The sequence below is a fragment of the Hymenobacter lutimineralis genome (assembly GCF_008271285.1).
Taxonomy (GTDB): Bacteria; Bacteroidota; Bacteroidia; order Cytophagales; family Hymenobacteraceae; genus Hymenobacter; species Hymenobacter lutimineralis.
Genome location: NZ_VTHL01000012.1, coordinates 61,200 through 76,522, shown reverse-complemented (window position 1 = coordinate 76,522; position 15,323 = coordinate 61,200). Strand labels below are relative to the sequence as shown.

Here is a 15,323-nt window from a genome sequence, read left to right as displayed (position 1 = left end):
GCTCATGATTGTAGGCTCGGGCATCATCTGGCTTACGCTGCTGGTGCTGCCTGGATCCTTCTTCGACCACGGTCAGTCCGTTTGCCTAAGCCAGCTTTTGCTGCACCAGGCCTGCCCGGCTTGCGGTATCACCCGCGCCTGCATGCACGCCCTGCACCTCAACTGGCAGCAAGCTTGGCACTACAATCGGTTAGTGGTAATAGTGTTGCCACTGCTGGCCTGGCTATGGGGTCAGGAAGTGTGGGTGAATATGCAGCGGCTGGGCTGGGTTCCGCCCCCGCGGTCCGAAGAGTAATCAAGCCGCCGAAACCGTTTTACCACAAAGCCCCACCTGCAGTGCAGGCGGGGCTTTTTCGTGTAATACTTACTATGCCTGGGCTAAAGTCAGGACATCGGTTCCCATTATCGCGTTGCGAGGTTCCAATGCGCCCAAGAAGGTCCGTTACGCAGCTCATGTGGCCGGTGTGGCCTGGTTTACGGTCACTCGCCGAAGTGCCCCCGATGAACGCAAAAAACCCCGGCTACCTGCGTGGTAACCGGGGTTTTCTGGTAAAGCAGGCCGCTCTATATTTCGTCGAGCAGGTAAAGTACGATCAGGATCAGACCAATCAGGGCCAGAATACCGCCCAGCAGCACGATGATGCCGGAGCCGATAGCACTGCCGAGGATCTGAACCACCAAACCCAGGACGAGCAGAATCACGCCTTGGCGCAGCTTGCCCTGCAGCTTGTTGGATTCGGAAACGTCGCTGTGCTTCTTCTTGAATACTTTCGAAGCTACTTTGTCGGCATTCTTCAGCGCTTTCTTCACCAGCATTTTCTGCATCAAGGAAGGCTTGGCGGCAGTAGACGCGGTGGCTTTCTTGGCAGCAGCGGGAGCAGCAACGGCGGGAGCAGTTTTAACAGCCGGGGCCACAGCGGCTACTTCGGCAGCGGGGGCAGTGGCAACCGGAGCTTCTGCCACGGCCGGAGCCGGGGTAGCGGCGGGCTTCGTAACGGCTACCCGCTCCGTGCCGTGGTACGACGACGTTTTGGGCAGCATGGCGTACTCAGCGCGGTTACAGCTGCTCAGACCAGCCGAGATAAGTACCGTCAGAGCCAGCAGGCTCTGCTTCCAGGAGAGAAGGTGTTGTTTCATAGGAACAAGAAAATGGTTAAAGGAAAAGAAACGTAAGGGTTGATATAGACGAGGCCGAACCGCGCAGGGAATTGGCCATACTAGCTATGTTTACTGCAATGATAACTAATAAAACTCCTCCTGCAACAGCTCAGCTACCTGGGAAAGCGCCCTGATTAGCCTCCCCCGCCCCACGCTTACCGGCCGCCCCCACACGCAGCTACGTCCTCTGTGGAGCTTGGCAAGCAGGAGCCGGCGGCGAATAGGTTATTGATTGTCAGCCCTGAAACCAATGCAGCCGCAAGCCTGGGAAATTCTGTACCTATGGAAAGTCGTAAAGGTGCAATGCCTAGGATGGCCTTTCCTTAATTTGCATACTACCCGTGTCTTCTTAGCCGTTCTTCCGGCTCCAGTGCTTCGCGCCAGCCCACAGCCCAGCTTCGTTCGAACGCTTCCGGCCAGCGGCGCGTTGATAAAGTAGCTTTGTTTCCCCAGCATGCAGCGAACTTCATTTCCCATTTCTGTCAGCCCGGTTTTTTGCGCGCTGGCCTTCTCTTTTCTTTTTGCCTGCACCCAGCCCGTCCTGGAAACCCGTACCACGGCCAGCCGGGCCCTGCTGCCGGACAGCCTCGGCTACGAGCTGCGCCCGGCCCAGGACCCCAATGGCATCGGCAAATATTACCAGGGCCGTCAGATTGCGCACGTAATGGGCCACGATGGGGCGGGCTGGCTGGAAAGAACCGACCGGGACAAGGAAGAAGGCACCGATATCCTGCTGCGGGAGCTGCACCTCAAGCCTACTGATGTAGTGGCCGATCTGGGCGCCGGCACCGGCTACTTCACGTTCCGCATCAGCCCCCTCGTGCCGCGGGGCAAGGTGCTGGCCGTGGATATTCAGCCCGAAATGGTGGCGGTATTGAAGGAGACCAAAGCCCGCCGGAAGGCAACAAACGTGCTGCCAATTCTGGGCACGGTGCTGAGCCCGAACTTGCCGGCCAATAGCGTAGACCTGGTGCTGATTGTAGATGCCTACCACGAGTTCGACCATCCCCGGGAAATCATGCAGGCGGTGCAGGCTGCGCTCCGGCCGGGCGGACGCATCGCCCTGGTGGAGTACCGCGCCGAGGACCCCAATGTGGCCATCAAGCGCATTCATAAGATGAGCGTGGCCCAGGCCCGCCGGGAGCTGGAAGCCATCGGCCTGGAATACGTGGAAAACATCCAGTCACTGCCGCAACAACACCTGCTTATTTTCCGGAAGAAGTAGGCCAGCGCCTGCCTTACCTTTGCGAGGTATGAACACCGACCCGCGCCAGCTTTCCATCCAAGACTTCACGTATCATCTGCCAGCCGGGCGCATTGCGCCCGAGCCCCTGCCCCAGCGTGACCAGTCCCGGCTCCTGGTCTACCGCCAGGGTACTATCACCGATCAGGTATTCCGCCAGCTGCCCCAGGAGCTACCCTCCGATGCGCTGCTCATCTTCAACGACACCAAAGTGGTGCGCGCCCGGCTCTTTGCTCAAAAGCCCACGGGTGGCCTGGTGGAGCTTTTTTGCCTGGAGCCGGTAGCTCCCCACCGGGCCATTGAGCCGGCTATGCAGCAAACCGGCGCCTGCGTGTGGAAATGTCTGGTTGGCAACGGCAAGCGGTGGAAATCCGGCCCCGTCACCCTCTCTTTCACTACGGCCGACAACCAGCCGGCCACCCTCACGGCGGAGCGCGGCGAGGTAGCCGATGGCTATTCGTTGGTGCACTTTAGCTGGGTGCCGGCCAGCATGCCTTTTGCCGAAGTACTGCGCGCGGCCGGGCACCTGCCCCTGCCCCCCTACCTCAACCGCACCGATACAGCCGTAGACGCCGTGCGCTACCAGACGGTGTACGCCGCCCAGGAAGGCGCCGTAGCAGCACCCACCGCCGGCCTGCACTTCTCCGATGAGGTACTGACCGAGCTAGCTGACCGGGGCATTGCCTCGGGGCGCGTCACGCTGCACGTAGGCGCGGGCACCTTCCAGCCGGTAAAGGCCGGGCACATGGCGGATCATGCCATGCACGGGGAGCCCATCAGCGTATCGGCGACCTTGCTGCGGCAGTTGCTGGCGCACCTGCCCCGGCCCGTGCTGGCCGTGGGCACTACCAGCCTCAGAACCCTGGAAAGCCTGTACTGGCTGGGCGCTGCCCTGCTGCAGGACCCGACGACGCCCTCGTGGCACGTGAGCCAATGGCAACCCTACGAGCAGACTACTGCCCCGTCTACCACCGAAGCTCTCGAAGCCCTTTTGCAGCACCTGCAGGCTACCGGAGCCGATATCCTGCACGCTACCACCCAGCTGCTCATTGCTCCCGGTTACCACTTCCGGGTAGCCAATGGGCTCATCACCAACTTTCATCAGCCGGAAAGCACATTACTTCTCCTGGTAGCCGCTTTGATTGGTCCGCGCTGGCGCGACGTGTACGACCACGCACTGGCGCACGACTACCGGTTTCTGAGCTACGGCGACAGTTCCTTACTGCTTCCCTAAGGTCTATTTAGCTGGTTTGGCTATCCAATTTGGGAATGGAGCGTATAGAGGGCCATTCATCTCCATTAGACCTTTCTCATGAAAAAGATAGTATTGCTGCTGGCCTTTGCAGCGTTTTCCGGCTCTGCCTTCGCTCAGGAGGAAATCAAAACCCAAACCCAGAATCCAGCTACGGGTGCCCAATCGTCGACTGAGGTAGATGTGCGGAGCAACGGCACAGTAAAAGTGGAATCAGAAAGCCGCACGGGCCGGACCAAGGCTGGCCAGAAGGCTTACAACACCGGCCAGGACGTGAAGCAGGCCGGCCGGAAAACGGGCCGGGTAGCTAAAAAAGGGGCTCAAAAAACCGGCAAAGGCCTTAAAAAAGCTGGCAAAGCTGTAAAAAACACCGCCAAAGACGTGGTTGACTAGAGAGCTTAGCGTATATAGTTTTTCCGCACTAGGGTTGCAAAAACGCCCCGCTGATTTGTATCAGCGGGGCGTTCTGCTTTTGATGACTTACTACTAAGATCCTAACCCCTCAAACCTACTGCCCTACGAAGAACACGGCATTGCCGAAGAGCAGTTTCCCGCCTTGCCAGAAAGCCCGGAACAGGGGGTTGTCGCCGAAGTATACTACCTGGCCCCGGCCCAAATCCTGGGCACCCAGCACCACTGTGTCGTTGAGCTTGCGCCGGGCGCGGTTACCGGCGAAACCGGCGGCGTAGTTGTTCTTCTTCAGCACGCCTACGTTCCAGGCGCCTTCGCCCAGGAAGCGGTAGTTAAGCGTATCCCGGATGAGGGCGTAATAGCTGGGGCCGTAGCCGAATGCCAAAGGATGGGTGTTGTCCAGCTGCACCTGGTACACGCTGCCTTGCACCAGCTCCTGAATCTGGTCCCGCTCGGCATCAGCATAGCGGCGCAGGGCGCGGTAGGGGTCGTTTTTGCGGCCAGCGGCCGTGCTGTCGGCGGGCTTGGTTTTGAGGGCAAAGTCCTTTTTGCCGGCGAAGAAGGCTGCTCCCCCTTCCAGGGCAATAACTTTTCCGCCGCTGCGCACCCAGCTTTTCAGGTTGTCCAGCTGCCGGTCGGAGAAGGCATCGGCGTAGTAGCCGTCGGGCATAATCAGCACATCGAACTTGGACAGGGGCACGGAATTCAGGTAATCGGTGCCCAGCACGGTAATTGGGTAGCCAATCTGCTGCTCAAAGAAGTGCCACACCTCACCAAAAGCGGTGGGCGACACACCCTCCCCAGCCAATACTGCTACTTTGGGCATGTTCACGAACCGCACGTAGCCGGAGCCTAAGTCGGCACCGCTGGTGGCAAAGCCCGAGGTTACGGCCTGCACCACCACCCCGGAAGAATCGGCCTGAGCCTGCACAAGCTGATCGAAACGCTTGCCGAGACCTTCGTTGCCGCTGCGCGTAATCACGAGGGTACCCGACTGGTACTGCTGCCCGGCGGCTTCAAAAGGTCGTTGAGCGACCCGTACTTTCACTTTCTGCTGCAACAGGCGGCTCAAGAAGCGTACATCCTGCAGGTTGTTCCAGCGGGCTACGTAGGCGTAGGGGGTACCAGTAGCGGCAGTACCTTTTACGGTCGTGGTCGTGGGGGCTGAGCCCGAGTTGTCGAGGCGCTGAGCCACGGCGTAGGCCTTTAAGCCGAAGGCGTAAGGCAGGGCCCAGGCCGTGATATCGTACGTGAGTGAGTCTTCCAGGGCGGGCTTTGGCTCAAACAGCACCTTTACCAGCGTCGACTTGGGCTGGTACATGCTTACCACTACGTCACGGGCTTCTACCTGCACGTTTTCCGTTTTGCCGCTCAGGTAGTTGAAGCCGCGCGTTTTCAGCCGCTTGGGGGCGTAGCCGTAGCGAATCTGCTGCCGATCGAGGTACTGGGTCAGCGCTTTCAGCTGGCCTGGGTCGCCGGAGCCAGCTACCACAAACGACTTGTACTCGCCCTGGGGTTTGGTACGGCCCCGCTCAAAGAATTGCTGGAACTCCTTGAGCAGGTCGTCGTGCTTTTCCGACGTGGCCTGGATGGTGGCCAGGCTGGTAGCGTGGTGGTGCGAAATGCGCTGGGTGAGCGTGAGCGTGTCGCCATCGGACTTGGCGAAGCTGAGGCCCGCCCGGCCCGAGCCGCCCTGCTCATAGGTCATCCCAATGGCGCCGTTGAAAGTCGGGTACGTGTCGCCGTAGCTGGGGTAGAACAGGTCGAAGGTTTCGCGGGTGAAGTACAACCAGTTATTCTGGTCGAACACCTTGCGGTTGTAGTCGCCGATGACGTTTTGCATGGTGCGCTGCCAGGGCGTCACGTCGGCGTGGAAGGGCTTGGCCGCCGGCGAGAAGTAGTACGGCGCGTCGGGGCCCATTTCGTGGAAGTCGGCGTGCACCTGGGGCAGCCACTGGTTGTAGAGCGTGAGGCGCTGGCGGCTTTCCTGCTGGGTCTGCCAGGCCCAGTCGCGGTTCAGGTCGAAGTAGTAGTGGTTGTAGCGGCCGCCGGGCCAGGGCTCATGGTGTTCCCAGGCGTAGGGCGAGGCGTTGGCCTGGCGGTTGCTCACGCGGTTGTACCACTGCACGTACCGCTCGCGCCCGTCGGGGTTCACGCAGGGGTCCACCATCACCACGGTGTTTTGCAGCCACTGCTGGGTTTGTTGGTTCTGGGGGTTGGCCAAGTCGTAGAGCACCTGCATCACGGCCTCCGACGACACCGATTCGTTGCCGTGCACGTTGTAGCTCAGCCACACAATGCCGGGCTGCTGGCGCTGGATGGCCCCGGTGTGGAGCCCGGCCAGGCGGAGGTTGTTCTGCCGGATAGCATCGAGCCGCCCCAGGTTATCGGGGGAAGCTACCTGCACTACTTCCAGCGGGCGGTGCTCATACGTCTCACCGTAAGGCTGGAGCTTCATGCGGCCCCCGGAATGCTGTACTACGTGGTCGACGTAGCGCAACAGCTCGGCGTGAGGCGTGAAGCGGCTGCCCAGGGCATAGCCCAGAAACTGTTCGGGCGTGAGCAGGCCGGCGGTGGGGGCGGGTTGGGCGCTGGTGCGGGTAGCCGCTGCCAACAGTAGCAAACATAGCCAGCCCCGGAGGGTACGTAAATAAGCGTGGGACACAGAAAAAGGTTGACGCAGCCCTACGGCTGCATGGGCGAAAAGCTTACAAAGCCAAAGAAAGCCTAAAGTAGCAGTAGCCCCGTAATTTTTGCCCACTACCGCCGGAAATAAGGCCGAAGCCCGCCCCATTTAGCTGTTATTGCGACGGGAGTGGGCAAAAATCAGTCAGCTCTTCGTTTCCGCTGTGGGTAGGTCGGAGGCTTTTTCGCGTAGCTGATAAAGCACGCTCTCCGCTACGCCCCGCCCAAACAGGCTCACGCCCGCGTTCAGGACGCCCAGGGCCAACGTACCCGCCCCCACCCACGTGGCCGTGGGGGCTTGTTGCTCCTTCAGGTTGCTGGCCCACTGCACCAGGCAGGTACCCAACCCAATTACCATCAACCCGGCTGGCGCAAACGTCAGCCATTTCGTTTTGTGCGTCATTGCGGCAAACTACTTAGGTGAGACAAAGCCAGCGGGAGCTACCCGAAATTCGTTTACGTCCCGCTGGCAGTATCTTCAATCGTACCTTTGCAGGCTGAGGTTACACCGCGCGGGCCGAATACTCCGTTTTGCGCGTCCCTTCGCCCTGTTCCGCTTCACCAACCCTGCTTATGAGTGCTCCTGCCTTCGAAAAACTTTTGCGTGAGGCCTTCCCCCTCCCGGCCGAGGCCGCCCGCTACCTCACCCCGGCCGAGCACCAGGCCTACGCAGCCCTGGAAAAAGCCCCGAAACCGGAGCTGGCGTTTCGCTTCGAGCGGGTGCGGCTGGTGGTAGCCATGGCCCTCATCAAGCTGCTGGCCGACCTGGGTGACCACGAGGAAAGCCGCCGGGTGCTGGCCGTGCTGCACCGCGCCGCCCAGGCCGGCTCCATCGGCGAAATCGACAAAGCCATTCACCGCGACGCCCAGGCCTTCGAGCAGCTCTACACCAACCTCTACGTAAACGACGAGGGCGAGCAGGTGCTGCAGCTGTTTGAGCGCACCCTCGACGCCGACTCCCGCGAGGCCATGGACGACGTGCTGTTTGATGCACTGGTGCTGCTGCCCCAGCTCGATTTCAGCCACTACGACGAGGAAGAAGACGAAGCCTGAGACTGATTTTGCCTTAAAAAGCAGATTGCCCGCCATAAAAAAAGCCGCTCCAAAACTTGAGCGGCTTTTTGGCTTTGTTGGCACAACGGCTTAGTTGTAGCCCGGGTTTTGCGGCAGGGCATTGCCCAGCTGGATTTCGTAATCCGGAATAGGCAGTACCCGGTTAGGAGCCGTGGAGGGGTTACCCCCCAGGGTACGGCCGGTCCGGCGGTAGTCGTGAATGCGGAAGCCCTCAAAGGCCAGCTCCAGTTCCCGCTCGCGCAGAACCTCCGCCGTTGATACCGAGCCTAAGGTAGAAGCCCCGGCCCGCTCCCGGATCAGGTTAATATCCTCCAATGCGGCGGCAGGGTTTCCATTTCCGCCCTCTGAAGGTAGCCGAACATTGGCTTCGGCCCGAATCAGGTACATTTCGGCCAAGCGAATGATGGGAATGTTCTGAGCCGGGTCGTTCCATTTAAAGGAGCGGCGGCCGGCGCGTACGGCATCACCCACGTAAAGCAGGCTTTCCCCAATGTTCTCACCGGAGATGCCGCGCATGTCGCTGGTTTCGTATTGAGCAACGAACACCGAGGACACGTTCACGTCGGCACGGCCCCGGAAGCCCGTCGTTTTACCGGAGTAGAAGGTGGCCAGGCCGTCGTTGGTAGTACCAGCATTGTTCTGGTCGTTTTGCTGCACCTCAAACAAGGCCTCCGCCGAGCCCTTGCTGGTGAAGATGTCCAGCACCGAAGGATTCAGCGAAGCACCGCTGCTGGTAATCACCTCATCGGCTAAGGCACCCGCTTCGGCATATTTGCCTTGCTGCAAGTATACCCGCGCCAGCAGGGCCTTCGCGTCAAATTTATCAAAGCGTCCTTCCTCATTGCTTTCCGGCAACAAATCCTCCGCCGCCTGCATATCCGCTATGATCTGGGTGTATACTTCCTGCACCGAGTTACGACCAACCTTAGCTGAGGCCTCCGTCAGGGTGTTGATGCCTTTCAGCTGCAAGGGTACCCCCAGCGGGCTATTGATGTCTGGTTGCCCATAGAGGCGCACCAGCTCGAAGTACAGTAAACCGCGCATCAGGCGCATCTCACCCTCATACTGAGCACGGGTATCAGCATCGGTGATGGTGCCCAGCCCGCCCAGGATCAGGTTATTGATGTTAATGAGCCGGTAGGCCTCACGCCAGGTGCGCAAAGCATCTGCATTGAAGTTCTCAATATCTGCCAGGGCTAGTTCGCGGTAGCTCTGGAAAGTGCCCTGCCAAGCCACGTAGCCCTCAGAGGCCAGCAGATCAGGAATGAGAACAAGGTTGGTACCGTAAAGGCCCGGGGTATACAGGCGAGAATAAGCCCCTACTACCGCCGTACCGATACCTTCGGGCGTGCCCAAAGCCAGACCCGCGTCAATCGACTGCTGGGGTTGGATGTCCAGCTGCTTTTCGCAGGAAGTACTCAGCAATCCGGCAGCTAGCAGCAACGCTACCGTAGCAGCGCGAAACGTATATTTTTTCATGAGTTGAGCTGTAAGAACGCCGTCAGATTAAAAACCCAGGTTTACCCCAACCAGCCAGGTTTTGGCCAGTGGCGGCGTATAGAAGTCGTGGCCAACCAAGTAGTTAGTGAAAGCCGCGCCATTGAACGAGCTGTTCACTTCCGGGTCGTAGCCCTCGTATTTGGTGAGGGTCAGCAGGTTCTGCCCCGTCACGTAGATGCGAGCATTGGAAAGGCGCGCTTTGCCGGCCCACTCCTTGGGCAGGTTGTAGGCAATGGTCAGGTTTTTGAAACGTAGGAACGAGCCATCCTGGATCCAGCGGGAAGACGGCCGTGACCCATTGCCCATCAGAAACCGTGCCTGCGGCACATCGGTTACGTCACCTGGCTTCTGCCACCGCTTCAGCTGATCTACCGTCTGGTTGTCGAAAAAATCACCGTTTACTGACTGGAAGAAGCCCGCCGAGTTGTAAATGTCATTGCCGTACACGAACTGGTTGAGCAGGCTTACTTCAAAGCCTTTGAATGCAATGGTATTCGTCAGGCCACCCGTGAAATCAGGGTTGGGGTCGCCCAATCTACGGCGCTCCGCATCACCCGGTACGTTGGTCGTGCTGCCATCGGCCGTGTAGTAAAGCGCGTCGCCGTTGGCCGGGTCCACGCCAGCGTACTCGATACCCCAGAACACGCCGATTGGTTCCCCCTCGCGCACGTTGCTGAGGTTACGCGCGCCGGTGTTTAGAATCTGTCCGTTCAGGTCCGATACCTCGTTGCGGTTGAAGGTAACGTTGAAGTTGGTAGTCCACTTGAAGGCATTGTCGATGTTGCGCGTATTCAGTGAGATTTCCAAGCCGCGATTGCGCAGCTTGCCAAAGTTCCGATAAATGGTCTGATATCCCCCTGTATAAGGCAGTTGGTCTTGCAGCAATAGGTCGGTGGTGTTTTTCTGGTAAACGTCTACCTCACCAGTGATGCGGTCGTTCAGGAAGCCGAACTCCAGGCCCAAGTCTGCCTGGGCGGTGTTTTCCCAGGTCAGTTGGTCGTTGCCTAGCTCTGTGGATGGCACGATACCCGGCTCAGAGCCGTACTGGCTACCAGTGTAGAGGGTGCGGGCCGCAAAGTTGTTGAAGATTTCGGCGTTACCCGTCAGGCCATAGCTACCGCGCAGCTTCAGGAAGCTTACCACGTTGTTTTCCTGCAGAAAGCTTTCTTCGCTGATTACCCAGCCAGCCGAAGCGGCCGGAAACACGCCCCAGCGGTTTTCTTTGCCGAAGCGGGAAGACTGGTCTCCGCGCACACTGGCTGATAGTAAGTAGCGGTTGGCGAAGGCGTAGTTTACCCGGCTCAGTAGCGACAGAAAGGAATAGCCCGTGCCGGAAGAGCCGCTACCGGAAGTAAAGCGGGCGGCAGAGGCCAAACGGCGAAACTGGTCGCTGGGAAAGCCCCGGCCTTCTACCGCCGACTGTGACTGGTCGTAACGCTGGAAGCTGAAGCCGGCCAGTACGTCGAAGGTGTGGTCTTCGCCGATGGCTTGGGCCCAGGTAGCCGTGTTGTTGGTGGTATAGTTCACGGCCTGCACCTGGTTGCTGTAACCGTAGCCATCCGGAGCCCCATCGTTGGAGAGGCGGCTATAGTATAGTTCTTCCCGCAAGCTCAGGAAGTCGCCACCCAGCTCCGAGCGCAAGGTCAGGTTTTTGATGGGCTGAAAGGTCAAAGTAGCGGTGCCAATGGAGCGGTAGTTACCGGAACGGTTGGTAGCCGTGTTGGTTGACACCAAAGCATTTTCGTAGAGTGTCCCGCGGTTGAATCCCGTTGGATCAGCAGCATCGTAGGCGGCCTGCAGGGGCGGCAGGGCGTTCATCTGGATGGGGTTGGTAAAGGCGTTGTCATCGGGCACCCGGTCGTTTACCGAGCGTACCAGCGAGAGATTCAGGCCTACCTTCAGCTTGTCCGAAACGTTGTGGTCGAAGTTGGTACGCAAAGAGCCCCGGCGGTACTGGTTGCCGATGATAATACCCGTCTGGTCGCTGTAGTTGCCGCTGATGTAGAAGCGGGTTTTGGCGTCGCCTCCGCTGATGTTGGCATCGTACTGCGCCACCTTACCTTTGCGGAAAGCAAGCTCATTCCAGGGCGTATCGGTATTGGAATTGTAATCTAGCCCACCCTCGTTTGCAAAAACATTGGCAAGATAGTCTGGATCAGAACCATCGTTGGGGCCATACTCATCAGCAATGTACGAGTCGTCAGGTGAAAAGAGCGAGGCATTGGTAATAGACTCTCCGAAGAACTCCTTGTACTGGTCGCGGTTCAGGAACTCCCGGATGCGGGTAGCGCGGCTGGTGCCCACGTAGTAGCCTACGTTCACCTTGGACTCGCCCTGGCGGCCCTTTTTGGTGGTTACCAGCACTACCCCGTTGGAAGCGCGCGAGCCGTAAATGGCCGAAGCCGCGGCATCCTTCAGAATGGTGATGCTCTCAATGTCGTTGGGGTTGAGGTCGGCCAGGGGGTTGAGCGGCTCGGAGCTAGCCAGGCCTACGTATTGCGACGTCACCGGGATACCATCAATCACATACAAAGGCTGGTTGGAAGCCGTGATAGACGATGAGCCGCGCACGCGGATGGTTACGCCCTGGCCCAGCTTACCGGAGCCCTGGTTGATTTGTACGCCCGGGGTACGGCCCTGAATAGCCTGCTCGAAGCTGACGGTGGGCACGTTTTCCACGTCTTTGCTGCCGAGCTGCGTTACGGAGCCGGTCAGGTCTCTTTTGGCCTGGGTGCCGTAGCCTACTACTACTGCTTCGTTGAGCAGGGTCTCGTTGGTTTGCAGGCGTACGTTGATGGTACCGCCCGTGACGGGCACAGTCTGGGACACGAAGCCAATGGAGCTAAAGACCAATGAGGCCCCCTCCTGCACGTTCAGGGTAAAGTTGCCACCGGAATCGGTGCTGGTACCATTGGTAGTGCCGCGCTCCAGCACGGTTACGCCGGGCAGGCCTGCGCCGTCGCCGGCACCGGTTACGCGGCCGCTCACGGCGCGTGTCTGAGCCCAGGCCGATATGCCCAGCAACAGGTACAGCACCAGGGAGAGGAGTACTTTCTGTTTCATGTGTGTGACCTCCCGGTCGGTTTGAGTGAGTGAAAAAGGCCCAAATGCACGCCCCGCAAATGGGCCCCATTTGGCAATACTAAGAAATTATGGCAGATTCCGGTTGTACTTCCGAAAGATATTGGTTTGCCAGACTAACAACTGTTAGATGCTGAACCCCGGCAAATTCCACGTTCTTTGCGGGAAATTTCCTGTAATGCCGGCTATCCACTACCTCACCACTCCTGCAGCCATTGCGCAGGCCGCCACGGCCCTGCAGGCTTGCCCGCGCATCGGCGTCGACCTTGAGTTTGACGACATGCGCTACCGCTACGGGCGCAACCTGGCCCTGATTCAAGTATTTGACGGTGAAAATGTTTACCTCGTCGACCCGCTCCCGCTCACCAACCCCGCCCAGGAGCTGGAGCCGCTGTGGGAGGTACTGCGCAACCCGGCCGTGGAAAAGGTGTTTCACAGCTGCAAGTCCGATATCCTGCTCCTGGATGAGCTTTACGGCGTGCACGTGCGGCCCATCACCGATACCAGCGTGCAATACACCCTGCTGGCGGAATCGGAAAATAATATTTCCCTGGGCCGGTTGATTCAGACGGAGCTGGGTCTGGAAGTTGACAAGGGCGAACAGAAGTCGAACTGGCTGAAGCGCCCCCTCACGGAAGCCCAGAAACTGTACGCTGCCAACGACGTGCTGTATTTGTTTGAGCTGACGGACCGGCTGGCGGCCCGCCTGCAGAGCCTGGGCCGCAGCCAGTGGGCGGCGGAGGAAAACAAAGCCCTGGAGGACGTGCGCTACACCCGCGACGAGCGGCCCTACCTGCGCATTGCGGGTAAATACCGCATCCTGCCCGGGGAGCTGCCCCTCTTCCGCGACCTGTACGTGCTGCGGGATACCATAGCCCGGCAACTCGACCGGCCACCGTACATGGTGTTTGCCAACGACCGGCTGGCCGAGCTGGTGCGCGACACCCCGCGCAGCCTGAACGACTGGAAAAATGCCCGGGGCCTGCACCCCGAGCTCCGCCGCTCCCCTCACCTGGAGCAGCTCACGGCCCTTTCGCCCGATAATTTTGTGGCTACCCCCGAGCCCGCCGCCACCGCCGAGAATCGTCGGTTCCCGTTTCGGCGCCGCCTCACCGGCGAAAAAGCCGCCCAGGCCGATGCGCGGGAGCAGCTACTCAACCAGCTGAAAACGCACATCACCCAGGATGTAAACAGCTACGTAGCCAACCTGGTGCTTTCCAACCGCTTGATCGGGGATATCGTGGAGCAAGGCGCCGACACGGTGTTGCGCCCCTGGCAGAAGACTATCCTGCAGGAAACCGCGCAACGCCACGGGCTTGACTTCGGCGTAGTCGCTCAGCCGATGTAAACCACGGGTTCGCGCGGATTTTTCGGATTTCGCGGATTTTGGGGACGGCTCTCCTCATAGTTCATCCTGAACGCAGTGAAGGACCTTATCACGCCAGTACGATCAGCTTGAATCGTACTGGCGTGATAAGGTCCTTCACTGCGTTCAGGATGACAGCTTTGTTAAAAGTCTAGCATGATGCGACGCTGACGGAACGTCAATCGTCCCCAAAATCCGCGAAATCCGAAAAATCCGCCCGAATCCGTGGTTTAGAATTGTGCTTCTTCGGTGCTGCCTACTAGGGCGCCGGTGCTGGCCCGCCCCGCCGATACCACGTTCTGAACCTCGTCGAAGTAGCCGGTGCCCACGAAGGCCTGGTGCTTCACGGCCTTGAAGCCTTGCTTCTGCAAGGCAAACTCTCGCTCCTGCAGCTCCGAGTAGCCGGCCATGCCCCGGTCTCGGTAGGCCGCGGCCAGTTCAAACATGCTCGTGTTGAGGGCATGGAAGCCTGCCAGGGTGATGAACTGAAACTTATAGCCCATGGCAGCCAATTCTTCGCGGAACGTTTCCATCTGCTTCCGGCTGAGCTTAGAAGCCCAGTTGAAAGAGGGCGAACAGTTGTACGCCAGCAGCTTGCCGGGAAATTTGGCGTGAATGCCCTCGGCGAACTGCCGGGCCTGGGCCAGATCGGGGTGGGAGGTTTCCATCCAGATCAGGTCGGCGTAGGGCGCGTAGGCCAGACCACGGGCAATACCCGCTTCTACCCCGCAGCGCACCCGGAAAAATCCTTCCGACGTGCGCTCGGCTTCCTGCAGGATAAATGGCAGGTCGCGGTTATCCACGTCGGAGGTAATCAGGTCGGCGGCATCGGCGTCGGTGCGGGCCACTACCAGGGTGGGCACGCCCATTACATCGGCCGCCAGGCGGGCCGCTACCAGCTTGTTGATGGCTTCCTGGGTAGGTACCAGCACCTTGCCGCCCAGGTGCCCGCACTTCTTGGCCGAGGAAAGCTGATCTTCGAAGTGCACGCCCGCCGCGCCGGCTTCAATCATCATCTTCATCAGCTCAAAGGCATTCAGATTGCCCCCAAAGCCCGCTTCGGCATCGGCCACGATGGGCACCATCCAATGCACGTTGCCTTCCCCGGACACGCTCTGGATCTGGTCGGCGCGCAGCAGAGCATTGTTGATGCGGCGCACTACGCTCGGCACGCTGTCGGCAGGGTACAGGCTCTGATCGGGGTACATCTGGCCGGCACCGTTGGCATCGGCTGCCACCTGCCAGCCGCTCAGGTAAATGGCGTTGAGGCCCGCCTGGACTTCCTGCACGGCCTGGTTGCCGGTGAGGGCGCCCAAACCCGCTACGTACTGCTCCGTGTGCAGCAGGTTCCACAAACGCTCGGCCCCCTGCCGGGCCAAGGAGTACTCAATCTGCACGGAGCCGCGCAGGCGCAGCACGTCCTCGGCGGTATAGGGCCGGACAATTCCTTGCCAGCGCGGGTTAGAAGCCCATTCTTGGTTAATAGCGGCAATGTGTTCCTGCTTGTTCATGGTACTGGGAATTGGGGTTGAGAAAAGGAAGACGAGAGAAAA

At 59.5% G+C, this 15,323-nt stretch carries 12 protein-coding genes; 6 read left to right on the top strand and 6 right to left on the bottom strand.

The genetic code is table 11. From position 1 onward, the window contains the following. The first annotated feature begins 4 nt into the window (after positions 1-4). On the top strand, positions 5-295 hold the full coding sequence (locus tag FY528_RS12400) for a DUF2752 domain-containing protein (RefSeq protein ID WP_149071339.1): 291 nt from the start codon (positions 5-7) through the stop codon (positions 293-295). A gap of 269 nt (positions 296-564) precedes the next feature. On the opposite strand, the gene FY528_RS21260 is transcribed toward FY528_RS12400, so the two are convergent. After that, entirely contained in the window at positions 565-1,137 is a 573-nt protein-coding gene (locus tag FY528_RS21260; protein ID WP_187632110.1) for a hypothetical protein, read from the bottom strand. A gap of 475 nt (positions 1,138-1,612) precedes the next feature. Here FY528_RS21260 and FY528_RS12390 point away from each other — a divergent pair, with 475 nt between their 5' ends. From FY528_RS12390 to FY528_RS12380, 3 genes are all read left to right on the top strand, one after another. Then, positions 1,613-2,383 (top strand): class I SAM-dependent methyltransferase, encoded by a 771-nt coding sequence (locus FY528_RS12390; RefSeq protein ID WP_149071338.1) that lies wholly within the window; start codon positions 1,613-1,615, stop codon positions 2,381-2,383. A gap of 28 nt (positions 2,384-2,411) precedes the next feature. After that, positions 2,412-3,635 (top strand): S-adenosylmethionine:tRNA ribosyltransferase-isomerase, encoded by a 1,224-nt coding sequence (locus FY528_RS12385; protein ID WP_149071337.1) that lies wholly within the window; start codon positions 2,412-2,414, stop codon positions 3,633-3,635. Between the two features lie 78 nt (positions 3,636-3,713). Continuing rightward, positions 3,714-4,046 (top strand): hypothetical protein, encoded by a 333-nt coding sequence (locus tag FY528_RS12380; protein ID WP_149071336.1) that lies wholly within the window; start codon positions 3,714-3,716, stop codon positions 4,044-4,046. A 115-nt stretch (positions 4,047-4,161) separates the two neighbouring features. On the opposite strand, the gene FY528_RS12375 is transcribed toward FY528_RS12380, so the two are convergent. Both FY528_RS12375 and FY528_RS12370 read right to left on the bottom strand, forming a co-directional pair. Continuing rightward, positions 4,162-6,729, bottom strand: coding sequence for a M14 family zinc carboxypeptidase (locus FY528_RS12375; RefSeq protein ID WP_262383981.1), 2,568 nt, complete (start codon positions 6,727-6,729; stop codon positions 4,162-4,164). A 165-nt stretch (positions 6,730-6,894) separates the two neighbouring features. Continuing rightward, on the bottom strand, positions 6,895-7,152 hold the full coding sequence (locus tag FY528_RS12370) for a hypothetical protein (protein ID WP_149071334.1): 258 nt from the start codon (positions 7,150-7,152) through the stop codon (positions 6,895-6,897). Between the two features lie 170 nt (positions 7,153-7,322). Between FY528_RS12370 and FY528_RS12365 the strand changes: the two genes are divergently transcribed. Then, positions 7,323-7,802: a hypothetical protein gene (locus FY528_RS12365; RefSeq protein WP_149071333.1), complete on the top strand. Its 480-nt coding sequence runs from the start codon at positions 7,323-7,325 to the stop codon at positions 7,800-7,802. A gap of 90 nt (positions 7,803-7,892) precedes the next feature. On the opposite strand, the gene FY528_RS12360 is transcribed toward FY528_RS12365, so the two are convergent. Together FY528_RS12360 and FY528_RS12355 are read right to left on the bottom strand one after the other, a co-directional pair. Then, positions 7,893-9,302 (bottom strand): RagB/SusD family nutrient uptake outer membrane protein, encoded by a 1,410-nt coding sequence (locus FY528_RS12360; protein ID WP_149071332.1) that lies wholly within the window; start codon positions 9,300-9,302, stop codon positions 7,893-7,895. A gap of 27 nt (positions 9,303-9,329) precedes the next feature. Beyond that, positions 9,330-12,386 carry a SusC/RagA family TonB-linked outer membrane protein gene (locus tag FY528_RS12355; protein WP_149071331.1) on the bottom strand — a complete coding sequence of 1,019 codons (3,057 nt, stop codon included), beginning with the start codon at positions 12,384-12,386 and terminating at the stop codon, positions 9,330-9,332. Positions 12,387-12,582: 196 nt separating this feature from the next. On the opposite strand from FY528_RS12355, the gene FY528_RS12350 reads away from it, so the two are divergent. Continuing rightward, on the top strand, positions 12,583-13,752 hold the full coding sequence (locus tag FY528_RS12350) for a ribonuclease D (RefSeq protein ID WP_187632107.1): 1,170 nt from the start codon (positions 12,583-12,585) through the stop codon (positions 13,750-13,752). 248 nt (positions 13,753-14,000) lie between these two features. Here the strand turns inward: FY528_RS12350 and aceA are convergent, their stop codons facing one another. Then, on the bottom strand, positions 14,001-15,281 hold the full coding sequence (gene aceA, locus FY528_RS12345; protein ID WP_149071329.1) for an isocitrate lyase: 1,281 nt from the start codon (positions 15,279-15,281) through the stop codon (positions 14,001-14,003). Positions 15,282-15,323: the final 42 nt, after the last annotated feature.